At 71.4% G+C, this 21,927-nt stretch carries 22 protein-coding genes; 12 read left to right on the forward strand and 10 right to left on the reverse strand.

The window, feature by feature from the left end:
• Window positions 1-142: 142 nt before the first annotated feature.
• Window positions 143-5,062 carry a S8 family serine peptidase gene (locus AC3IF3_RS11035; protein WP_489228751.1) on the forward strand — a complete coding sequence of 1,640 codons (4,920 nt, stop codon included), beginning with the start codon at window positions 143-145 and terminating at the stop codon, window positions 5,060-5,062.
• 338 nt (window positions 5,063-5,400) lie between these two features.
• A complete protein-coding gene (locus AC3IF3_RS11040) occupies window positions 5,401-5,529 on the forward strand; it encodes a hypothetical protein (protein ID WP_279598635.1) in 129 nt (42 codons plus the stop codon).
• 9 nt (window positions 5,530-5,538) lie between these two features.
• Here AC3IF3_RS11040 and AC3IF3_RS11045 read toward each other — a convergent pair whose 3' ends face one another.
• Both AC3IF3_RS11045 and AC3IF3_RS11050 read right to left on the reverse strand, forming a co-directional pair.
• Entirely contained in the window at window positions 5,539-5,817 is a 279-nt protein-coding gene (locus AC3IF3_RS11045) for an adenylosuccinate synthase (RefSeq protein WP_243972883.1), read from the reverse strand.
• A 41-nt stretch (window positions 5,818-5,858) separates the two neighbouring features.
• Window positions 5,859-6,107: a DUF6894 family protein gene (locus tag AC3IF3_RS11050; protein ID WP_243972885.1), complete on the reverse strand. Its 249-nt coding sequence runs from the start codon at window positions 6,105-6,107 to the stop codon at window positions 5,859-5,861.
• Between the two features lie 122 nt (window positions 6,108-6,229).
• Between AC3IF3_RS11050 and AC3IF3_RS11055 the strand changes: the two genes are divergently transcribed.
• On the forward strand, window positions 6,230-6,484 hold the full coding sequence (locus AC3IF3_RS11055; protein ID WP_489228753.1) for a hypothetical protein: 255 nt from the start codon (window positions 6,230-6,232) through the stop codon (window positions 6,482-6,484).
• A 68-nt stretch (window positions 6,485-6,552) separates the two neighbouring features.
• Here AC3IF3_RS11055 and AC3IF3_RS11060 read toward each other — a convergent pair whose 3' ends face one another.
• From AC3IF3_RS11060 to AC3IF3_RS11080, 5 genes are all read right to left on the reverse strand, one after another.
• Window positions 6,553-7,038 carry a Ros/MucR family transcriptional regulator gene (locus AC3IF3_RS11060; RefSeq protein ID WP_489228755.1) on the reverse strand — a complete coding sequence of 162 codons (486 nt, stop codon included), beginning with the start codon at window positions 7,036-7,038 and terminating at the stop codon, window positions 6,553-6,555.
• A gap of 206 nt (window positions 7,039-7,244) precedes the next feature.
• On the reverse strand, window positions 7,245-7,880 hold the full coding sequence (locus tag AC3IF3_RS11065; protein WP_489228757.1) for a hypothetical protein: 636 nt from the start codon (window positions 7,878-7,880) through the stop codon (window positions 7,245-7,247).
• Between the two features lie 147 nt (window positions 7,881-8,027).
• Window positions 8,028-8,408, reverse strand: coding sequence for a hypothetical protein (locus AC3IF3_RS11070; protein ID WP_243964724.1), 381 nt, complete (start codon window positions 8,406-8,408; stop codon window positions 8,028-8,030).
• Between the two features lie 185 nt (window positions 8,409-8,593).
• Window positions 8,594-8,743, reverse strand: coding sequence for a hypothetical protein (locus AC3IF3_RS11075; RefSeq protein ID WP_243964725.1), 150 nt, complete (start codon window positions 8,741-8,743; stop codon window positions 8,594-8,596).
• A 93-nt stretch (window positions 8,744-8,836) separates the two neighbouring features.
• Window positions 8,837-9,388, reverse strand: coding sequence for a GAF domain-containing protein (locus AC3IF3_RS11080; RefSeq protein WP_489220310.1), 552 nt, complete (start codon window positions 9,386-9,388; stop codon window positions 8,837-8,839).
• A gap of 427 nt (window positions 9,389-9,815) precedes the next feature.
• On the opposite strand from AC3IF3_RS11080, the gene AC3IF3_RS11085 reads away from it, so the two are divergent.
• Window positions 9,816-10,658 (forward strand): outer membrane protein, encoded by an 843-nt coding sequence (locus AC3IF3_RS11085; protein WP_489228758.1) that lies wholly within the window; start codon window positions 9,816-9,818, stop codon window positions 10,656-10,658.
• A gap of 233 nt (window positions 10,659-10,891) precedes the next feature.
• On the opposite strand, the gene AC3IF3_RS11090 is transcribed toward AC3IF3_RS11085, so the two are convergent.
• Both AC3IF3_RS11090 and AC3IF3_RS11095 read right to left on the reverse strand, forming a co-directional pair.
• Window positions 10,892-12,229, reverse strand: coding sequence for an MFS transporter (locus AC3IF3_RS11090; RefSeq protein WP_489215916.1), 1,338 nt, complete (start codon window positions 12,227-12,229; stop codon window positions 10,892-10,894).
• A 549-nt stretch (window positions 12,230-12,778) separates the two neighbouring features.
• Window positions 12,779-14,350, reverse strand: a complete 1,572-nt coding sequence (locus tag AC3IF3_RS11095; RefSeq protein ID WP_489215918.1) for an ABC transporter substrate-binding protein — start codon at window positions 14,348-14,350, stop codon at window positions 12,779-12,781.
• A 352-nt stretch (window positions 14,351-14,702) separates the two neighbouring features.
• Here AC3IF3_RS11095 and AC3IF3_RS11100 point away from each other — a divergent pair, with 352 nt between their 5' ends.
• Together AC3IF3_RS11100 and AC3IF3_RS11105 are read left to right on the forward strand one after the other, a co-directional pair.
• Complete coding sequence (locus tag AC3IF3_RS11100) at window positions 14,703-14,942, forward strand: hypothetical protein (protein ID WP_489215920.1); 240 nt, start codon at window positions 14,703-14,705, stop codon at window positions 14,940-14,942.
• A gap of 168 nt (window positions 14,943-15,110) precedes the next feature.
• Window positions 15,111-15,650 (forward strand): hypothetical protein, encoded by a 540-nt coding sequence (locus tag AC3IF3_RS11105; protein WP_489228759.1) that lies wholly within the window; start codon window positions 15,111-15,113, stop codon window positions 15,648-15,650.
• Between the two features lie 25 nt (window positions 15,651-15,675).
• Here the strand turns inward: AC3IF3_RS11105 and AC3IF3_RS11110 are convergent, their stop codons facing one another.
• Entirely contained in the window at window positions 15,676-16,236 is a 561-nt protein-coding gene (locus AC3IF3_RS11110; protein WP_243965195.1) for a CYTH domain-containing protein, read from the reverse strand.
• Window positions 16,237-16,535: 299 nt separating this feature from the next.
• On the opposite strand from AC3IF3_RS11110, the gene AC3IF3_RS11115 reads away from it, so the two are divergent.
• The 6 genes from AC3IF3_RS11115 to AC3IF3_RS11140 all read left to right on the forward strand — a co-directional run bounded on the left by AC3IF3_RS11115 (window position 16,536) and on the right by AC3IF3_RS11140 (window position 21,897).
• Window positions 16,536-16,940, forward strand: a complete 405-nt coding sequence (locus AC3IF3_RS11115; protein ID WP_313900818.1) for an NUDIX hydrolase — start codon at window positions 16,536-16,538, stop codon at window positions 16,938-16,940.
• Between the two features lie 179 nt (window positions 16,941-17,119).
• The gene (locus tag AC3IF3_RS11120) at window positions 17,120-17,317 is read left to right on the forward strand and encodes a hypothetical protein (RefSeq protein WP_243965197.1); all 198 of its coding nucleotides are present in this window, start codon (window positions 17,120-17,122) and stop codon (window positions 17,315-17,317) included.
• A 267-nt stretch (window positions 17,318-17,584) separates the two neighbouring features.
• Window positions 17,585-18,187: an aldehyde dehydrogenase iron-sulfur subunit PaoA gene (paoA, locus tag AC3IF3_RS11125; RefSeq protein WP_489228761.1), complete on the forward strand. Its 603-nt coding sequence runs from the start codon at window positions 17,585-17,587 to the stop codon at window positions 18,185-18,187.
• Window positions 18,184-19,134 carry an FAD binding domain-containing protein gene (locus tag AC3IF3_RS11130; protein ID WP_489228763.1) on the forward strand — a complete coding sequence of 317 codons (951 nt, stop codon included), beginning with the start codon at window positions 18,184-18,186 and terminating at the stop codon, window positions 19,132-19,134. Before paoA ends, AC3IF3_RS11130 begins: the two co-directional genes overlap by 4 nt.
• 3 nt (window positions 19,135-19,137) lie before the next feature.
• Window positions 19,138-21,357, forward strand: coding sequence for an aldehyde oxidoreductase molybdenum-binding subunit PaoC (gene paoC / locus AC3IF3_RS11135; protein ID WP_489228764.1), 2,220 nt, complete (start codon window positions 19,138-19,140; stop codon window positions 21,355-21,357).
• Between the two features lie 135 nt (window positions 21,358-21,492).
• On the forward strand, window positions 21,493-21,897 hold the full coding sequence (locus AC3IF3_RS11140) for a response regulator (RefSeq protein WP_489215935.1): 405 nt from the start codon (window positions 21,493-21,495) through the stop codon (window positions 21,895-21,897).
• Window positions 21,898-21,927 lie beyond the last annotated feature (30 nt).

Genomic DNA, 21,927 nt, shown 5'->3' on the forward strand with positions numbered 1-21,927 from the left:
CGAGGGAAATTCGATGATTTATCCACGCAATATCGCGGATTGTCTCAATAATTCCTGGTATTTGCTTGAAAATGTTAATTACGGAACGAATCGAGCGGAATCGGCGCGCAGGACTTTATGTATCGGCTGCTCGCTCGTCGCGTTGGTTGCGGCCCTGGGGCCGGCCCTGGCCGAGGATCTGGCGCCGCTGCGCTCGCCCTCGACGGTCGGTCTGACGCAACAGGACTTCGAGACGCCCGAGTACCGGAACGATTGGGGCCTCGGGGCGATCAACGCCGCGACCGCCTACGCCCGAGGCTTCACCGGACGCGGCATCCTGGTGGGTGTGGTCGACACCGGCATCGATGCCGGACATCCGGAGTTCCGCGATCTGGCAAACCCCGGTGGAACGCGGATCTCCCCGGACTCGGCCGACTTTTACGCCTGGCTCCCACAAACGCCTGTTCCGTTCGCCATGCCCTCCATCGTGGACAGGGATGGCCATGGCACGCACGTATCCGGGACCATCGGCGCTGCGCGCGACGGTGATCCCAGGGGCATGATGGGTGTCGCGTTCGAGAGCACGATCCTGGCCCTTCGGTCTATCGTCGGGACGAGCGACAGCGACACCTATAATGAGCCCACGACCCAACTCGTCGGCAATACCCATGCGGCAATCGATTACGCCGTTCAGCACGGCGCGCGCGTCATCAATGGAAGTTACGGGTATTCTTTCAGGGACTCGAACGTTTATCAAACGTACAGCTACGAGGCACTCGACGGGGAGTACGAGGCGATCAAGCGGGCGGCCGACAAGGACACGCTTCTGGTCTTCGCTGCCGGCAACAACCACGTTTCTCGAAATCTTTACAATTGGAACAACGCTTCAAGCTCCTCGCTGATTCCCTATATGCGCCCTGAGAATGCCGATCGGAATGTTTATCGGCTCATCGACCAGAACGGCATCGAGCGGCGGGAGGCAGATTTTTCGTCCGTGTCAGGTTACGTCGTCGCGGTGGTGAATATCGACCAAGACAATGATCCAAACGATTCGAGTAACCTGTGCGGCGTCGCGGCGTCCTGGTGCATCGCCGCTCCGGGTACGGACATCTATTCGACCTGGCCTCGAAACCTCCATCCGCGCCGTCAGACAACGGACGGCTATTATACGATCAGCGGCACGTCGATGGCGGCACCGCACGTGGCCGGTGCGGCCGCGGTGCTGCGCCAAGCCCTCCCGTTCCTGACCGCGCCGCAGATCGCCCAGACGATGTTCACCACCGCCACCCATCTCGGTGACGGTCCCGCCGACGCCCCGAACGCGACCTACGGCTGGGGCCTCCTGAACCTCGGCAAGGCGATCGACGGTCCGGGTCAGTTCACCGCGACCTGGACGGTCAACACCCCCTCCGACGGCCAAGCCTCTTACGGCGTCTTCGCCAACGCCATCTCCGGCGTCGGCGGCCTGACCAAGACCGGGCTCGGCACCCTCGAACTCACCGGCACCAACAGCTACCAGGGCGGCACCGCGGTCTATGGCGGGACCCTGGCGGTGTGGCGCGACGCCAATCTCGGCGCGGACGGCACCGGGCTCACCCTCGGGGATGGCGGCCGGCTGCGGGTGCGGCAGGACGGGTTCGCGACCGCGCGGCCGGTCACCCTGGACGGCCTGGGCGTGCTCGGCATCGACCAGGGCACGGCGACCGTCTCGGGCCTGGTCGCCGACGGCGCCCGGTCCGGTACGCTTTGGAAGACCGGCCCCGGCACCCTCGCACTCACGGCGGCCAACACCTACACCGGCGGCACCGCGGTCTACGGCGGCGCCCTGGCGGTGTCGTGCGACGCCAATCTCGGCGCGGCGGGCACCGGGCTCACCCTCGGCAACGGTGGCGGCCTGCGGGTCCTGGCCGACGGATTCACCACCGGGCGGCCGGTCACCCTGGACGGCCTCGGCAGGCTCGGCATCGACCAGGGGCGCGCGACCTTCGCGGGCGCGATGGCCGACGGCGCCCAGTCCGGGACGCTGGAGAAGACCGGATCCGGCACCGCGATCCTGTCGGCGGCCAACACCTATACGGGCGGCACCCGCGTGACGGGCGGCACCCTGGCGCTGACCGTGACCGGCAGCCTCGTCGCGCCGGTCTTCGTCGGCCCCACCGCCACCTTCGCCAATGCCGGCCTCGCCGCCGGCGGCGTGGACAACCGCGGCACCCTGACCAGCAGCGGCGCCATCGCGGGCGGCCTGGCCAATGCCGGGCTGGCCTTCAACGGCGGCGCCATCGCGGGCGGGGCGATCAACACCGGCAGCCTGACCACCAGCGGCACCATCACGGGTGGCCTGACCAACGCCGGAACCGTGCTGGCCATCGCCGGCCGGATCGACGGGGCCGTTAGCAACCAGGCCGGGCTCCTCGCCGTCTCCGGGCCGGTGGCCAGCGGCGGCACCTTGGCCAACGCGCCGGGCGCCGTCCTGGCAGTGACGGGGACCGGCCGCTACAGCCTCGCCGGCGTGTTGACCAATGCCGGGACCGTCGCGGTGGCCCAGACCGCCGGCCTCGCGGCCCCGGCGGGCCTGAGCAATGCCGGCCTCCTGACCAATGGCGGCACGATCACCGGTGCCGTGACCAATACCGGCGCACTGACGACGCGCGGGACGATCTCCGGCAGCCTCGCCAATGCCGGGCTGGCCTTCAACGGCGGTGCCATCGCGGGCGGGGCGAGCAACACCGGCAGCCTGATCACCGGCGGGACGATCGCGGGCGGGCTGACCAACACCGGTACCGTGCTGGCCGGCGCCGGCCGGATCGACGGCGCCATCCGCAACCAGGCCGGGACCCTCGCGGTCTCCGGCCCGGTCGCCAGCGACGGCCCCCTCGCCAACGCGGCGGGCGCCACCCTGGCGGTCACCGGCGGGGGCGCCTACAGCCTCGCCGGGCCGCTGACCAATGCCGGGACCGTCGCGGTCGCCCAGACCGCCCGCCTCGCGGCCGCCGCGGGCCTCGCCAATGCCGGGCTGGTCGCCAGCGACGGCGTCCTCGACACCGACCTGACCAACGCCGGCACCGCGCGCCTCTCCGGCCAGCTCAACGGCGCTCTGATCAACGCCGGATCGCTCCAGGTCACCGGACCGCTCGCCGGGCTGACCAGCCTGACCAATGCCGGCCCGCTCGACCTTGGCGGCGGCGCGCTCACGGTCGCCAGCCTCTCGGGGCCGGCCGGCGGCGTGATCGGCAACGGTTCGATCACGGTCACGGGCTCGGCCAGCGCGACCTATGCGGGCGCGATCCTGGAGAGCGCCAGCCCCACCAGCCTGACCAAGGCCGGATCCGGCAGCCTCCTGCTCACGGGCCCCGGCCGCTTCTCCGGGCCGACCACGGTCCAGGCCGGCACGCTCGCGCTCAACGGATTCTGGGCCTCGCCCGTGACGGTGGCGGCCGCCGGGACGCTGCGCGGCATCGGCACCGTGGCCGCGCCGGTGACGGTGGCGGGCGCCCTGCGGCCGGGCAATTCCCCCGGCACGCTCACGGTGCTCGGCCCGGTCGCCTTCGCCCCCGGGAGCCGCTTCGGGCTCGACATCGACGGGCCCGGCACCGGCACCGGCGCGGGCAGCTACGCCCGCCTGCTGGCGCTCGGCCCGAGCGGCGGCGTCGCGGCCGACGGCACCCTGGTGCCGGAGTTGCGCGGCATCACCGGCAATGCCGGCAACCGCTTCACCCCGGCTCTGGGCCAGCGCTTCGCCGTGCTCACCGCGCAGGCCGGGCTGACCGGCGCCTTCGCCGGGCTCGCCCAGCCGGCCTCCGGCCTGGCGGCCGGCACGCGCTTCGACGCGCTCTATGCCCCGGCCGGCCTCGACCTCGTGGTCACGCCGGCCGCCTACGGCACCCTCGCCGGCCTCGGCCTGTCCCAGACCGGCAACGCCCGGGCGGTGGGCGCGGCCCTGGACGTCGCCCGTCCGGCCGCCGGCACCCGGCCGGACGCGGCCCGGGCGCGGGTGTTCGACCCGCTCTACGCGGCCGGCCCGGCGTCCCTGCCGGGGGGGCTGGCGAGCCTGTCGGGCCAGGCCTACGGCGACGCCGTGATGGCGGATCTCGCGGCCCGCCGCCTGGTCGCCGACACGATCGACCGGCATCTGCGCGGGCAGGGCGGCGGGGCGGCGGCGTTCAGCGCCGGCGATCCGGGGCTCGGCCCGAACCGCTCGGCGCTGCAGCTGCGCGGGGGCGCGGGGGGCCCGGACCAGCCGCTGGCCGCGGGCGAAGGCCGGATCTGGGCGGACGCGCTCTACGGGTTCGGGTCGCGCGCCGGCGACCGGGCGGCCGCGGGGGCGGATCTCGACGCGGGCGGGCTGCTGCTCGGCGTCGACCGGCAGGTCGGAGCCGACACGCGGGTGGGCGGGGCGTTCAGCTACCTGCGCGAGACCGGCACGTCGCGGGGGGCGGGCTTCGGCCTCGGCCGCTCGACCACCGACAGCTACGGCGGCACCCTCTACGCCGGCGCGCGGCTCGGCGCCGTGATCCTGCGGGGTACGGCGGGCGGCTCCTACGCGGACGGGCGGATCGACCGGACTGTGGCGCTGGGCTCCGCATTGTCGCGGGCGAGCGGGCTGGCCTCGGGCTGGGACGCCGGGGTGTCGGGCTTCGCCGGCAGCGCGCTGGCAACGGGGCTGCCGGTGGAGCTCGCGCCGGAGGTCGGGTTCAGCTACGACCGGCTGACCCGGACCCGGGCGACCGAGCGCGGCGGCCTGGCGAGCCAGGGCTTCGCCACGGGCGCCCTCGACGCGGCGCGCCTCCTCCTGGGCGGGCGGGTGGCGAGCCTGGCGCTGGACGGCACGGCGGGCCTGCGCCTGGAGGGCCGGGCCTACTGGGCGCACGAGCTGGCCGATACCGGCGCCCCTGTGCGCTCCAGCCTGTTCGGCGTGCCGTTCGCGGGTCGGACCAGCGCTCTGGGCCGGGACGGGGCGGTGCTGGGCGCGAGCCTGACCGGTCCGGTGGCCGAGGACGTGATGCTGTCGCTGAGCTACACGGGTGACCTGCGCCCCGGCGCCACCGCACAGGTGGTCTCCGCCGGGTTGCAGGCGCGCTGGTGACGGAAGCCGGCGACGCCGGGTCCTGGGTTTCCAAGGGGCTGCGAGCCCGGCCCTTTCAAGGGGTTGGGCCGAGCGCGGGTCGGGGGATCAGCGCGCCTGAGCCCATCCCACGCGACACCGTGAGGGGCTGGGTCACGGACCTTCTGAAACCAGAATGTCCCGATCGGAGATGACGGGACGCGCACGGTTTCTTCGGCGAGCCATCGATGCGGTCGAGCGCGCGTCCGGCCCCCCCCTGCGACCGGACGGACCGGCCACGTTCATAGTCTCGCCGTGTTCCAAGCGCCCCCTGGCGCCATCAGCCCCACGGGGGCAACCCGGTTGCAGGCGAAGACCCCATGATCAACTCCTTCCTGGCCCTCCTGACGGTCCTCGCGGTCCTGATGGTCACGGCCCTGTTCAAGCTGCCGCTCATGCCGTTCCGCCTCGCCGCGCGCCTGCTGCGCAGCCGCCCGGCCGCCGCCTGATCGGAACGCTCACTCCGACGCGTCGATCGTGAAGGTCATGCCGCGGCCCGGGCCGTGGTCGGAATAGTCGGCGAGGGTCAGGCCGCGTTCGGCCAGGGTCGCCGCGACGGTCTCCCGCTCCTTGCGGACCATCTGGCCGACCGCGAGCGGTGTCAGACGCGGGCTCGCCTGCCGCAGCCGGTCCACCGCGATGACCGCCGGCAATCCCTCGCCCTCGGCGATCCGGGCGAGGGCGAGGCCCAGATCCCGCGCTTTCGTCTGCGCGGCGGATTTCGGCGTGAAGGCCATTCTGCTCGTCCCTCTCTGTCCCGGCCCAGCGGCCGCGCCGCTCACGCGGCCCGCGCATCGACGTTCACGTCGGAGAAGGCCTTGATCCAGACCCGCCGCCCCCGCGCGTCGTAGACCTCAACCTGCCAGCGCGACCAGTCGAACCGCTCGACGACCCGCTCCATCAGGGCGAGCGCCACGCGTTCGGCCTGGACCCGCATCTGCGCGGCGTTCGGGAGCCGGCTGCCCCCGAGATCGGTCACCAGCGCGTGGCCGTCCGTGCAGTGGAAGCGGTAAAGCCGCATCGGCATTGGCGTTTCCCCGATCCATCCACAGCGTTCCACCGCAATCCGGAACCACCACCGACCGAGGGTTGAACCGGGCCGGTCGATGCGCTTTGTTCATGGAATGTTCTAGATGGAATCGAGCCGCGATGCACGCAGATCCTGACGAGGTGCCTGTGGAGATCCGTCCCCGGGAGGCGGAGGTGATCGCCTACGCCTATCATCGGGCCGCCCGGGGCAACGCCTGGGAGGCCCTCGTGGCCGCCATCGCGGATGCGCTCGCCGATCTCGAGGCAGCAGAGCAGCGCATGGCCCGGCAGGACGGCCTGATCTCCCGCGGCTATGCCCGCGGCTGGACGGGGGCGGGTGGGGCCGCGGTGCCGCCCCGTCCGGATCGGCCATAGGGCGGCGGTGGTCGGGAGGCCCGCGTTCCGGATCTCGCCGCCGCCGGCCCAGGCCGGAGAAATCCCGTTCAGGCGGTGCCGTGACCCTTCCGGGCACGCGCGGCGATCTCGCGCTCGGCCATGGCGCCGGGCTGTCCGAGGCCGATCGCCTTGGCCAGGGCGGAGCGCTGCTCGGCGTAGCTCGGGGCGACCATCGGGTAATCGGCCGGCAGGCCGTAGCGGTCGCGGTAGCCGCGCGGGTCGAGCCCGTGGCTGGTCAGGTGGCGCTTGAGCGTCTTGTAGGTCTTGCCGTCGATGAAGCTGACGATCCCGTCGGGCCGGACCGACTTGCGGATCTGGGCCGCGCTCGGCCGATCCGGATCGGCCTGCTGGGCGGCTACGCCCGTCTCCGGGCGCAGGGTGCCCGCGGCGAGGCCGGCGATGGCCCCATACACCCGGGCGATCAGGGCCGGCAGCTCCGCGGCCGGCACGGGGTTGTTCGACACGTAGGCGGCGACGAGCCCGGCCGTGACCACGGCGAAGGTATCGGCGGCCTTGTCGTATGTGTCGTTCATGAGGGGTCCTTCAAATCGCGCTTCGTCTCCTTATCGTTTGGAGCCTTCAAGGGTTTAAACGAAGTAAATTTAAGCAGAACACTTAACGAATAGGCTCGGTTTCGCCCACGCCTCGCCCTCGGCGAGGCGCGGCGAACCACTTCGTCAGTCCTGGACAGGCGCCCGGCCAGCCTGCACGGAACGCGCATCTGCCGGGCGCCGATCGATCACAGGCCGGTGGTCGTGGGATAGGTCCGGACCCGGCCCTGTCCCGCGGCCGTCCCGGTGACAGTCGCCTGCGGGGCCGTCCAGCCGTCCGCGCGCCAGGCGCTGGCCTTCTCGTCGAGGTCGACCGCGCCGTGCCGCTCCAGCACCGCCGTCACCGTCTCGGCCAGACCGGTCCGCGCCGGATCGATGCGGACCGTGACGAGGGTCCCGCCCCGCCGCACGCCCTCGCCGTAGGTATGCGCGTCGCCCTCGCTGACGCCGGCGCCCGTCAGCGCTCCGGCGAGGCCGCCCGCGGCGGCCCCGATCCCGGCCCCCGTCAGGGTGGCGACGAGCCAGCCGGCGGCCACCACCGGCCCGACCCCGGGGATCGCGATCAGCCCGAGCCCGGCCAGGAGACCAGCGGCGCCGCCCGCCAGGGTGCCGAGGGTCGCTCCCGCACCGGTGCCGTCCTTGGCCTTCTCGCGGGTGTCGGTGCTCGCATGTCCGCCCCCGAGGAGGCCGGCATGCTGGTCCTTCTCGTTGTTGCTCACGAGGCTCACGTCGCCGTGCGGGATGCCGTTGCCCTCGAGCTCGCTAACGGCGGCGCTGGCCTCCTCGTAGCGGTCGTAGAGGGCCGTAATGGTCTGCTGGGCCATGAGTTGTCTCCTGTTTGATTCCGGACCGCGATGAGCGTGACGCGATCGAGGTCCGCCCGCGCGATGGCGCGGCGGCATTGGTCCGCCGGATCTCGCTGGGCCCGACCGAGGGTCGGGATCAGCGGAATCTGGTCAGCGTCCGACGGCTCACCGGGCCGCGACGTTGCCCTTGAAATCGAGGCCGACGGCGACGGACTGGCCCCCGTGCATGGCGGTGCCGCGCCAGATGCCGTCGGGATCCTTCTTGAGATCCTTGGCGTCGGCGTAGCCGGCCTTCGCGAGACGCGAGCGGACCTCGCCCTCCGTGAAGCTGTTGGCGCCCTTCTCGAGCTGGACGGTGCCGCCCGTGACGGTGCCGGTGCCATTCGGCGTCATCTTGTCGGTGTTCGGCCGCGTCACGCTGTCCTGACCGCCGGATTTCTGGCTCGTCTTGGCGTCAGGGGCGGCCGGTGTGCCCGTGACCGTGGTCTGAGCGACGGCGCTCGATCCGAGCAGGGTCGCGAGGACAAGAGCGAGAGATATACGCATGATTGGGCTCCGTCGATCGTTGCGGAACCACAATCTTTTGTCGGAGCAGTACGTTCCAAAATTCAAGAATTTGTAATGCTCGGCTTATTCGCCGGCTTATAGTCGAGATTGTTCTCTCGATGATGCCGGCCCGGTGCGCGCCGCCGGTCGATCGATCCCGTGCCGTCCCCTGCGGCTGTCCGGCGTCACTTCCGCTGGCTGGTGGGATTGGGTGTCGCTGCGGTGTCCGGGGACACGGCCGGACTCACGGGGGTGACCTTCGACCATGTGGCCGCGATCAGGATGATGGCGCCCAGCAGGGCGACGAAGATGCCGACGAGGAGGGAGCGCTTCATGAGGAGGCAGGAGTTTCCAGTGGAGTCGCGGAGGCCGAGGAACCGCCGAAGCGGCGGATCGATCCCCGGCGATTCCACCGGCGGCCGCGACCGTCACCGCCCGGATGGCTGCGCCGGCTCCCGGGACCGGGCCGCCTCGGCCGGACGCCGCACCCGCGCCAGAGCCGCCGCGGCCCGCCGGGCCAGCGCTTCGAGCCGGCGGACGGTCGCGTCATCCGGGATGACGGACGCGCACCAATAGGCGCCGAGCGCGGCGACCGGGACGGGCGCGCCGATCGGCACCACCACGAGGCTGCGCATCGAGGTGGTCCGGTAGGCTGCGACCGGCACCCGGGGATCGTCCTCGATGTCCGGCACGATGGCGGCCTGTCCGTGGAGCATGGCCCAGCCCGAGACGCACTCGGTCAGCCGGAACCGGCGTCCCCGCCAGAGCGGCTCGATGGCGTCCTCGGCGGCGTAGTAGGCGCTGTCGCCCTCGCGCAGGATCACCGCGATCCCGTCGGAGCCGACGATCGCCCGCGCGGATCTGCGGAGGACGGACACGACCTCCTCCAGGGAGGCGGCGGCCTCCAGGGAGGCAGCGGCCTCCAGCGAGTCGATGGCCAGCGCCAGGCCCGGCTCGGGGCGAAAATGCGTCTCGGCCATGCCGCCGGGATAGCGGACGCGCCGTCCTGCGTCCACGCCGCGGCCTTCGCGCGACGGGGTGCCCGCGGATGGCGGGCGACGGTGCCGGAGGATTCCCGCTCTGCGCGTCAGAACTGGCAGTCGCGACAACTTGCAATAGGGTTCACCAGGCCGTGCCCCGTTCGGCTCCGGTATCGGACCGGCGCCGTCAGGTGATTGCGCGCCCCGGCATATTGACTGCCTATAAAGACAGAGTGCCGCAGCAGAGATTCCTTAATAGTTCCCGATGGACCAATCAGAACGACGTGAAGATGTGTTCTAGCGCACCTTCCTGCTGTGGGGTTCCGGACCTCCGCAGGGGCTGTTGCATCCTTGCACTATCGCCAGATGGCGTCCTGACGTCCTGTCGTCCGGCACACATCCCGTCAAACGGGAGACAGAGGACCAGATGATCAAGAAGCTTCTTCTCGCGAGCGCCGCCACGGCCCTCCTGACCGGTGCCGCCTCGGCCGCCGACCTGCCCCGCCGCGCCGCCCCGCCGCCGGTGTTCACCCCCGTGCCGGTGTTCACCTGGACGGGCGCCTACTTCGGTATCAACGCCGGCTACGCGTTCGACGCCTCCAGCCGCAGCAACAACAACTCCACCTTCGGCGTCCCGGCCCCCTACGCCGCCGCCGGCACCACCGCCACCTTCGGCAACCGCAGCCAGGACGGCTTCTCCGGCGGCGCCCAGATCGGCTACAACTACCAGTTCACCCCGGGCTCGGGCGTGGTCGTCGGCATCGAGGCCGACGCCCAGTACCTCGACTTCGGCCGCAGCCGGAACAACGCCTTCATCAACGGCGCCCTCGCCCCCGGCTACTACGTCACCGACCCGCGCGGCCTGTCGAGCCTCGACTACTTCGGCACCGTGCGCGGCCGCCTCGGCTACGCCTTCGACCGCACCCTCGTGTACGGCACCGGCGGCTTCGCCTACGGCTCGGGCAGCGCCGACCGCTCCTTCGGCGGCTACGCCGGCAACGACAGCTTCCGCACCGGCTACGCGGTCGGCGGCGGCGTCGAATTCGCGCTCCCCACCGAGTCGTTCCTGAACTTCTTCCGCTCCTCGGCCGTGACGCTCAAGGTCGAAGGCCTGTACGTCAACCTCGACCGCAACACCCGCAACCAGGGCGCGTTCGTCATCAACGCCGCCAGCAACTTCCCCGCCGTCTACAGCAGCGGCATCGGCCGCCGCTCCGACGAGTTCGCCGTCGTCCGCGCCGGCCTGAACTACAAGTTCGGCTCGTACTAAGGGCATCCGGACGGCCCGACGGGGCGGATCTCCTCCGCCCCGTCGGGACCCCGATCGCCGTGACCGTCAGCGCGGCCGTTCCCGAGAGGGGGCGGCCGCGCTGCTATTGGGCCTCCGGATTCAAGCCTCGCATTCGAGACGTCACGTCGGAGACACCGCGGCTGTCCTCCCCCGCAGAGGGGCGAGGGCGCGATCCGGCCGGATCCTGTCCGGTTGCGGCCCGGCGCGACCGGTCAGGCGGCCGACGGGCGCCGCAGGCCGGGCTCCTCCGGCCGGGCGGTACGGCCGGGCACCAGCGACAGGCCGGCGGAGAGCAGGGCGAACACCACCAGGGGCAGGAGGCTCAGGGTGAAGCTGCCGGTCCCGTCCTTGATCGCGCCGATCAGGTAGGGGCCGAGGAAACCGCCGAGATTGCCGACCGCGTTGATCGCCGCGATGCTCGCCGCCGCCGTGGCGGGCGGCATCTGCTCCGTGGCCAATGCCCAGAACGGACCCTTGAGCATGTAGACGCCGACCGCCGCCACGGTCAGCGCCGCCACCACCGGGCCGAGCCCCGTGAGGAAAGTGCCGCCCGCGAGCCCCAGCGCCAGGATCAGGAACGAGACGGCGAGGTGCCAGCGCCGCTCGGCGGTCTTGTCGCTGTGGCGGCCCCAGAGGATCATGGCCACCGAGGCGAAGCCGTACGGGATGCTGTTCAGGAGGCCGGTCTCGACATTGCCGAGGCCGAAGCTCTTCACGATCTGCGGCGTCCAGAACGACAGCCCGTAGCTGCTCGCCGTCGATCCGAAATAGATCGCCGCGAACAGGGCGAGCCGCCGGTCGCGGAGCACCTCCCGGAGCGGCGGCTTCGCCGCCTGTCCGTCCCGGGTGTTGCGCGCCGCCTCGGCCTGGAGCCGCCGCTCCAGCCAGTCGCGCTCCTCGGCCGGGAGCCAGGCCGCGTCCCGCGGCCCGTCCGGCAGCAGCCGCAGGACCGCGACGGCCATCAGCAACGCCGGAACGCCTTCGAGGATGAACAGCCACTGCCAGCCGGCGAGACCCAGACCGTTGACGTTGAGCAGCGCCCCGGAGATCGGCGAGCCGAGAAACGACGAGATCGGGATCGAGATCATGAAGATCCCGATGATCCGCGCCCGATAGGCCGAGGGGAACCAGTAGGTCAGGTAGAGGATCACGCCGGGGAAGAACCCGGCCTCGGCCACGCCGAGCAGGAAGCGCAGGCCGACGAAGGACCACGGGCCCTGCACCAGGGCCATGGCGGCGGAGATCACCCCCCAGGTCGCCATGATCCGGGCGATCCAGAGCCGCGCCCCGAAGCGCTCCAGCATCAGGTTGCTGGGGATCTCCATCAGGAAATAGCCGAGGAAGAAGATCCCGGCGCCCCAGCCGAACACCGTGGCCGTCAGGCCGACCGCGTGGTTCATCTGGATCGCCGCGAAGCCGACATTCACCCGGTCCAGGAAGGAAACGAAGTAGGCAAGGATCAGGAACGGCACGAGCCGCCAGCCGATCCGGCGCATCGCCGCGCGTTCCAGGGCGGTCTCGTCCAGGGAGCCTGTGATGGGGCCGGTCATGGGGCCTGTCCTCGTCGCGCGTGGTGGGTCCGGACCGATCCAGATCACGGCCGGGCCCGCGCAGGCTCGGAGGGCGCCCACCACCACCGCGGAGACGGCGGGAGCGGCGGGCCCGTCTGGGGCTTCCTCGCGGGCCGGTCAGCTCTGGCGGTGACCTGTGCCGGTCCTGCTTAACCCGGTCCCGGTGTGGCTGGGAAGCGCGCGGCGGGAGTCCCGTGAGACGCTTTCGGTCCGATGCGGCGTCTTCGAGCGCCGACATCACCGTCGACGACGCGCGCGCCGCTTATCGTGTCCCCACGCGGATACCGTCACCCATCGACGCGCGATCGTGGGTGTCCAGAGGGCGGCATGCCCAGCCCTCTCACGGTGTTCGGCGCTCGACCTGTCCGCCCCCGACCCGCCCCGCCCCGTCATCGCGCGCGCGGCGTTTCCGAGCCGTTTCAAGGCTAGCCTGAGCGCCTATAGGGCTCCCCCCGCGCCCGTAAGACGTCACGGGCCCCTCGCCACCGGGATCGTCCGATCCCGGGTGGACGCCCGGGCCGTCCCACCTCAGCCCTTCTTCACGTTCCAGAACACCGGCACGCCGTCGAGCACCCCGGTCAGCGACGGCTTGTACGAGGTCTGGTTGAAGTACTGCCCGAGCGGCAGGTAGGGCAGGTCGGCGAAGGCCTGACGCTGCAGGTCGTCGGCGAGGGCCTTGCGCGCGGCGGTGTCGGGGGCGTCGAGCCACCGGTCCCGCAGCGCCTCGATCGTCGCGCTGGTCGGCCAGCCGATCGCGGCGCTCGCGCCGGTGCCGCGCAGGAAGGCGCTCACCGCCGGGTTGGCCTGGTCGAGCCCCGCCCAGAAGGTGCAGAAGGCGCTCCAGCCGCCCTGGGCGACCGGGTCCCTCTTGGCGCGCCGCTGCACCACCGAGCCCCAATCCATGATCTGGTAGTCGACGTTGAAGCCGGCCCGGGTGAGCATGTCGTCCGCCACGTCGGCGAGCGCCTTCAGGCTCGGGAAGTCGGAGGCGCCCATCAGCACCACCTTCTCGCCCTTGTAGCCGGCCGCCGCGAGCGCCGCCTTGGCGGCCGCGTCGTCGCGCGGGCGCGTCAGCGCGTCGAGGCCGACCTCGCTCGCCATCGGCAGCCGGGGGCAGAAGAAGCCGGTCGGCACGTGGATCAGCTTGGGGTCGGTGCCGGTCACCGCCTGCATGAAGTCGGTCTGGTCGAGCACCTTCAGCAGCACCTGCCGGATCGCCGGATTGTCGAAGGGCGGCTGGAGCTGGTTCATCCGCAGGCAGCCGATCAGGCCGGTCGGATCGATGATGCGCGTCGTCAGGCTCCCGAGGGTGGGCACGAGATCGGCCGGCGGCTGCTCCCACCAGTCCATCTCGCCGGTCTGCATGGCCGAGGCGGCGGTGGCCTGGTCGGGGATGACCTGCCACTCGACCCGGTCGACGAAGGCGCGCTTGGGGCCGGAGGTCCATTGCGGCGTGCCGCCCTCACGGGGGACGTATTTGTCGAAGCGCTCGTAGACGACCCGGGCGCCGACCACCCGCTCGTCGGCCTTGAAGCGGAACGGGCCGCTGCCGACCATCTCGGTCACCTGGGTGAACGGATCGGTCCTGGCCAGCCGCTCCGGCATGATGGCGCAGATCGAGGAGCCGATCTTGCCGAGCGCGTCCGGCAGCAGCGCGAAGGGCTTCTTCAGCCGGAACTGGATCGTCCGGTCGTCGGGGGCCGAGAGTTCGTCCGTATAGGCCATGAGCGTCTGGCCCATGGCGTCGCGCTTGCCCCAGCGGGCGATGCTGGCCACGCAGTCCCGGGCGAGCACGGGGGTGCCGTCGTGGAAGATCAGCCCGGGCCGCAGCGTCAGGCGCCAGAGCCGGCCGTCGGTCTCGACCGTGTGGCCGGCGACCATCTGCGGCTGGGCCGCGTAGGCGGCATCTGTGCCGTAGAGCGTGTCGAACACCGCGAGCCCGTGGTTCCGGGTCACGTAGGCGGTGGTCCAGATCGGATCGAGCACCGTCAGATCGGCCTGCGGGATGAACTTGAGCACCCGCGCGGCCGTGCCCTGCGCCAGCGCCGGGGCGGCCAGCGCCGCGCCCGACAGGGCCATGAAGGATCGTCTGTTGAGCATGCCCGCCTGTCCGCCCCGGTGAGGTCCGCCGGATCGTAGCACGCACCGGGCCAGGGGACGCGCCCCACGGTACACGGTGTCGCATCGCGACGACCCCCCTCCGCCGCGGCCCGTGCCCCGTGCGGCCGGTCGGAAGAACACAAACACTTTATTGGTCCCGATAAGATCGACTTTCGCGCGCCGTTGGCGGTTAGGACAATGTTTTGTCAACAGAAAGACTTTATTTGCGCTCATGGGGTCGGAGCGGTCGAGCCCGACGGTCTGGACGTCCCTCGGACGCGATCCCGGCCGGCAAATCGCCGCTGCCATCCGGTCCGGTGACCGGACGGGGTTCCCAGGATCACGCAGCGCCATGAATTTCACGGTCTCCGCACGCCTCGCCGCGCGCCGGTTCGCCTATCAGCACGCCTCCGTCCTCAACGCCCTCGACCAGGGCATGAGTCTGATCGCGGCCGGCATGGCCGAGGTGACAATCACCGACGGGAGCGGCCGGGCCCGGTCGCCGGCGGCGCTCTATCAATCCCTGTTCGCCGCCGGTCTCCCCGGGCCGGTGCAGGCCCGGGCGGATTCGACGGCGATGCGCGCCGCCTGATCGATCCGGACGCGCGGCGGTCCACCGCCGCCGCCGCTCTCGTTGTCCGAACAAAGAAATCCAACGGATACGGATTCGTCTTTCTGGACATCTCCCGAGATCAGGCTTAACCTAAGTGTGTTCGTGCCGCCGACGTCGCGGCTCGAATGCTTCCAAGGATCGTTATACATGAAGCGCCGTAGCGCGCGGCCATTTATGGTCGAAGTCAAGCACGCCCGGACCCAGCGCACAGCACCGACCGACGCCGATCCGCAGATGCGGCCGGCCAAGGTTCTGTGGCAGGAACTGGTCCAGGCCGAGACGAAGCCGGTGCGGCCGCCCTTCGAGGCGGCGCCGGCCCCGCGGCCGGAGCCGAAGGAGCCGGAGGCACCGGCCCGCCGCGTCCTGCCGAGCCTCGTCCCCATGTTCGAGAACACGGCCGAACCGCAGATCGAAGTCGAGCCGACGCCCCGCCCGCGCCGGCCCCGGACGCGGCGCGAACAGGCCCCTGCGCTGGCGCAGCCCGCCCGGGAGATCCCCGCGGCGCAGCCGGTGCCGGAGGCTCGCCCGGCCGCCATCCGGCTCGACCCGATCGCCGCGCTGCCCGGACTCACGGATCCGGCCGGACCCGCTCAAGAGCTGATGCCGCGTCCCGCGCCCTGGCGCCGGACGAAGGAACTCAGGCTCGGCGAGCGCTGGAAGCGCCGTCTCCCGCCCTACGCCCGCTGAGCGGACGCGGTCGGATCGCCGGTGATCAGGCCCCGCGGCATCCCGTCGGAACGGGGCCGCCGGGTTCTTCGCTCGCCGGAGACTCGATTGTCGGAGACTCGATCACTCGAGACTCGGCGGCCGGCCGGTCCGGCATCGTGCCCCCGGCCAGGCGCGAGTTGCGGTAGCGTGCGTCGCCCGTGACCTCCCGCTCGACCCAGGGCGGCAGCACCACGGGCTGGTCCTCGCGTTCGAGTTCGATCTCCGCCAGGATCAGACCCGAGAGCGCGCCGCCGAAGACGTCGACGTCCCAGGTGGCCCCGGCATGCTCGACCCGGAAGCGGGTCTTCTCCAGGCGCCGGTCGGCCGGCACGCGGGCCAGCAGCGTCGCGCCGTCCGTCGGCGCGATGGCGAACTCGACCTCTTCGCGGCAGGCGCCCCGCCGCGGGCTCTTCCACGTGACCAGCATGCGCTCGCCCGCCTTGCGGATGCGGATGGTGTTGGCGGCGTCGGTGAAGAGATAGCCCTGAACGAACGGCGTTCCCGACTCGCAGAGCGGCAGGACGGCCGGACTCGCGATGAATTTGCGCTCGATCTCGACAGCCATGCCGTGACTCGGTGTCGTTGGGGGCGAGAGCTTTCGCGGACAAACCGCCGCACGGCAAGGGGCGGTCCTGGCTTTGCGCTCGGCGTTACGGACATGGCTCCCTAACGACCGGACATAGATGTAAAGCCAAAATCTTTATCTATGTAAATATGCCAAACGTCGATAGAATGCACAATCGGCGTTAGCAAATCCACGCGTTCACATCCTTGAGGTCCGCGCTGAAGACGGCATCGAAACAGTCCGGTCTGAGAAGGCTGCTCCGGAAGGCGCGGGCCAAACCGCTCAAGCAGGTTGCGGCATTGCCGTTCCGTGTCGGTCCGGACGGTCAGATCGAAGTGCTGCTGATCACCTCGCGGGATACCGGACGCTGGATCATCCCCAAGGGCTGGCCGATGTCCGGCCGCAAGGCGCATCGGGCCGCCGAGCGGGAGGCGTTCGAAGAGGCCGGCCTGATCGGGCAGATCGCGGCGGATCCGGTCGGCTGGTATCGCTACGAGAAGCGACTCGCCGACGGCCGCGCGCTGCCCTGCAAGGTGCGCGTCTACCCGCTGCGGGTGGAGGCCCAGCACGCGCGCTGGCCGGAGCAGGACCAGCGGACCCTGCGCTGGTTCGCTCCGGAGGACGCGGCCCGCCTCGTCCAGGAGGACGAACTCCAGCAGCTCCTCGCGGGCTTCGCCGCGGAGCCCTGCGACGGCCGCGCCTGATCGGCCGCCCGCCCGCTCCCGCCCCGGCACGCCGTCCACCGCCCGCCCTGACCGGCCTCTGGGAACCGGCGGTGCGTTCCGCCGTTGGTTGATCAGATTGGATCGTTTCTAAATTTAGAGCGGTCCTCGGAATGCCGGACCGGGCGGCCCCAGGCCGCCGGCCTCACGGGAGCCTGATCATGAACGCGAAGTGTGAGACCTGCCGTTTCTTCGACGAGCACAAGGGCAACGGGGGCGTCGCTCAGAACGATGCCGGCCTGTGCCGCTTCAACCCGCCCGTCAGCCAGCCCGCGCCCGAGTCGAAGGGCCTGTGGCCGGTGGTCGCCTCTGCCGATTGGTGCGGCCACTACACCCCCGAGATGACGGCGGCCGAGTAACCGCCCCCCGGCGATCCCGCCCTCGGGGCCGGCCTTCGGGCCGGCCCCTTTCGTTTGGCCGCCGCGCATCCCGGCGCCGCGTTGCGCCCGGCGCATCATGGGCGCGACGGATGGGCCCAGGCGGACCCTGACCCCTGATCGCGGCGCCGGTATCCCCTACCTTGGAGCAAATCCAGGGTATCGGGGGTTTCCCCGCGCATCCCGCCCTGCGCGCGGGTGCGGGAGCTGCGCCGCCCGCGCCATCGCGATCTGAACCGGAGAGACTTGATGCTGGGAGCTACCGCCGCCGCGCCCGAGGGCGCCGGCGCCAGGGCCACGGACACGTCCGCACGGACACCTGCACCGACCGACGCGCCGGTCCTGGCCAAGGTCACCTTCACGGTGAACGGCCAGCGCCGGGACCTCGAACTCGACACCCGCACCAGCCTGCTCGACGCGGCGCGCGAGCACCTGCACCTGACCGGCTCCAAGAAGGGCTGCGACCACGGCCAGTGCGGCGCCTGCACGATGATCGTGGACGGGCGGCGCATCAACGCCTGCCTGACCCTGGCGGTCATGCACCAGGGCGCCGAGATCACCACGATCGAGGGTCTCGGGCAGCCCGACGCCCTGCACCCGATGCAGGCCGCCTTCGTGAAGCACGACGGCTACCAGTGCGGCTACTGCACCCCGGGCCAGATCTGCTCGGGGGTGGCCGTCCTCGACGAGATCCGGGCCGGCATCCCGAGCCACGTGACCGCCGACCTCGAGGCCGCGCCCACGGTCACCGAGGCCGAGATCCGCGAGCGCATGAGCGGCAACATCTGCCGCTGCGGCGCCTATTCCAACATCGTCGAGGCGATGACCGAGGTTGCCGGGAGGTCGGCATGAAGTCCTTCACCTACGAGCGCCCGGACTCCCCCGCCGCGGCGGCCGCCGCCGTCGCCGGCACGCCGGAGGCCAAGTTCATCGCCGGGGGCACGAATCTCCTCGACCTGATGAAGCTGCAGATCGAGACCCCGCGCCACCTCGTCGACGTGAACGGGCTCGGCCTCGACACGGTCGAGCCGACCACGGAGGGCGGCCTGCGCATCGGCGCCCTGGTGCGCAACACCGACCTCGCCGCCCATCCGCGGGTGCGCCGGGATTACGGGGTGCTCGCCCGGGCGCTGCTCGCGGGCGCCTCGGGGCAGCTGCGCAACAAGGCGACCACCGCCGGCAACCTGCTCCAGCGCACGCGCTGCCCGTATTTCTACGACACCGCCCAGGCCTGCAACAAACGCCAGCCGGGCTCCGGCTGCTCGGCGCTCGACGGCGTGAGCCGCCAGCTCGCGGTGATCGGCGGGAGCGCGGCCTGCATCGCCACGCATCCCGGCGACATGGCGGTGGCCATGCGCGTGCTCGACGCCACGGTCGAGACCATCGATGCCGAGGGCACCGCGCGAAAAATCCCGATCGCCGAGTTCCACCGCCTGCCCGGCGACGAACCCCAGCGCGACACGACCCTGAAGCCCGGCGAGCTGATCACCGCGGTGACGCTGCCCGAGCCGGTGGCGGGCACGCATATCTACCGCAAGGTCCGCGACCGGGCCTCCTACGCCTATGCCCTGGTCTCGGTGGCGGCGATCCTGCGCAAGGACGGCAGCGGCCACGTCGCCTTCGGCGGCGTCGCCCCCAAGCCCTGGCGGGTCGAGGCGGCCGAGGCCGATCTGCCCAAGGGCGCCAAGGCCGTGACCGACCGGGTCTTCGCCGAGGCCGGGCCCACCCACGAGAACGCCTACAAGCTGAAGCTCGCCGAGCGAACCCTCGGCGCCGCGCTCAACCAAGCGAGGGCCTGAGCCATGAAATTCGACACCCCCGCCGGCCAGAACCCCATCGACCGGCTCAAGGTCGTGGGCCAGCCCACCGACCGCATCGACGGCAAGTACAAGACCACCGGCACCGCCCCCTACGCCTACGAGCGCCACGACGTCGCGCCCGACGCCGCCTACGGCTACGTGCTCGGCGCCGGCATCGCCAAGGGCCGCGTGCGCCGCATCGACACCGCTTCGGCCCGGCAGGCCCCCGGCGTGATCGCGATCGTCACCACCCTCGACACGCCCCGGGTCGAGCGCGGCGTCATGAACGTCGCCTACCTGTTCGGCGGCGACGTGATCCAGCACTACCACCAGGCGATCGCCGTGGTGGTGGCCGAGACCTTCGAGCAGGCCCGGGCGGCGTCCTTCCTGGTCCAGGTCGAGTACGCCCCCGAGGCGGGCAAGTTCGACCTCGCCGCCGAGGCGGCGGGGGCCGAGCCGGTCCCGGCCGAGAGCGGCGAGGGCAGCGGCGGCGACGGCGAGGAGCGGGTCGGGGATTTCGAGGGCGCCTTCGCGCAGGCCCCCGTGACCCTCGACGCGGCCTACACGACCGCCGACGAGAGCCACGCCATGATGGAGCCCCACGCCACGGTGGCGGCCTGGGACGGCGACAGGGTCACGCTCTGGACCGCCAACCAGATGATCGGCTGGGGGCATGGCAGCATCGCCAAGATGCTGGATCTGCCCAAGGCGAAGGTCCGGCTCGATGCGCCCTATGTCGGCGGCGGCTTCGGCGGCAAGCTGTTCGTGCGCGCCGACGCGGTGCTGGCGGCCCTCGCCTCCAAGGCGGCGGGGCGGCCCGTGAAGGTGGCGCTGACGCGTCCCCTGATCGCCAACAACACCACCCACCGGCCGGCCACGATCCAGCGCGTGCGGATCGGCGCCACGCAGGACGGCACCATCACGGCCATCGCCCACGAGAGCATTTCGGGCAACCTGCCCGACGGCGACCCCGAGACGGCGGTGAACCAGACCAAGCTCCTCTACGCGGGGGCGAACCGCCTGACCGCCATGAAGCTCGCCCATCTCGATTTGCCCGAGGGCAACGCCATGCGGGCCCCCGGCGAGGCCCCGGGCCTGGCGGTGCTCGAAATCGCCATGGACGAGATGGCGGAAAAACTCGGCCTCGACCCGGTGGAGTTCCGCATCCGCAACGACACCCAGGTCGATCCGAACCAGCCGGACCGCCGCTTCTCGCACCGCGACCTCGTCGGCTGTCTCAAGCTCGGCGCAGAGCGGTTCGGCTGGGACAAGCGCAATCCGAAGCCCGGGCAGGTGCGGGACGGGCAGTGGCTCGTCGGCATCGGCATGGCGGCGGCGTTCCGCAACAACATGGTGATGAAGTCGGGCGCCCGGGTGCGCCTCGATGCCAGCGGCACCGTCACGGTCGAGACCGACATGACCGATGTCGGCACCGGCAGCTACACGATCATCGCTCAGACCGCCGCCGAGATGATGGGCGTGCCCCTCGACCGGGTGGTGGCGCGGCTGGGCGATTCGGACTTCCCGACCTCCTCCGGCTCGGGCGGGCAGTTCGGCGCCAACTCGTCCACCGCCGGCGTCTACGCGGCCTGCGTGAAGCTCCGGGAGGCGGTGGCGCAGAAGCTCGGCTTCAACGCCACCGACGCGGTGTTCGAGGACGGCGAGGTTCGGTCGGGCAACCGCGCGATCCCGCTCGCCGAGGCCGCCGCCGGCGGCGAGCTGGTGGCCGAGGATACGATCGAGTTCGGCGACATCTCCAAGGTGCAGCAGCAATCGACCTTCGGCGCCCATTTCGTCGAGGTCGGCGTGGACCTCTATACCGCGGAGGTCCGGGTCCGGCGGATGCTGGCGGTCTGCGCGGCCGGCCGGATCCTCAACCCGAAATCGGCCCGCAGCCAGGTGATCGGCGGGATGGTCATGGGCACGGGCGCGGCCCTGATGGAGGAGCTGGCGGTCGACGCCAAGCGCGGCTTCTTCGCCAACCACGATCTCGCCGGCTACGAGGTGCCGGTCCACGCCGACATCCCGCACCAGGAGGTGATCTTCCTCGACGAGGTCGATCCGATGTCCTCGCCCATGAAGGCGAAGGGCGTGGGTGAACTCGGCATCTCGGGGATCGCCGCCGCGGTGGCGAACGCGGTCTACAACGCCACCGGCATCCGCGTCCGGGACTATCCGATCACCCTGGACAAGCTCCTCGACCGCATGCCGGACGCCGCCTGACCGGCGCGGGCGGGCACGGCGTACCCGGCTCGGGCGCGCCGTGTCCGCCGGACCGCCACGGCAACGTGACCGGACGCGCGTGGGCCAATCGGGCCCGCCCGCGTTGATGCGGCACCGGTCGCAGGGAGATTCTCAATGGCGGACGCGTTTGCACCGCAGCCCGCCGTGCTGCTGGTCGAGGACGACCCCGTGCAGCTCATGGAGGCGGCCGCTTCCCTGCGCGATGCGGGCTTCGCGGTTGCCGAGGCCGCCACCGTCGAGGCCGCGCAGGCCCATTTGGTGGCCCGGCCCGAACTCATCGCCCTGGTGGCGGATGTCGACCTTCCGGGCGAGCCGCTGAGCGGCTTCACCCTGGCCAAGGCCGTGGCGGCGCGCTGGCCGGAGCGTGCCATCCTGATCGTGTCCGGATTGGCGTGGCCGGAGGAGGGCGCGATGCCGATGGGGGCGGGCTTTCTGCGCAAGCCCTTCACCGCGGACGGGCTCGCGAAGGCCCTCCGGTCCGTGCTCACGGCGCGGGGCCTGGACAGTCCGGGCGGTTGACGCACCGTCCTGCCCGATGAGCGCCGGCTC

The sequence above is a fragment of the Methylobacterium sp. J-118 genome, assembly GCF_057836565.1.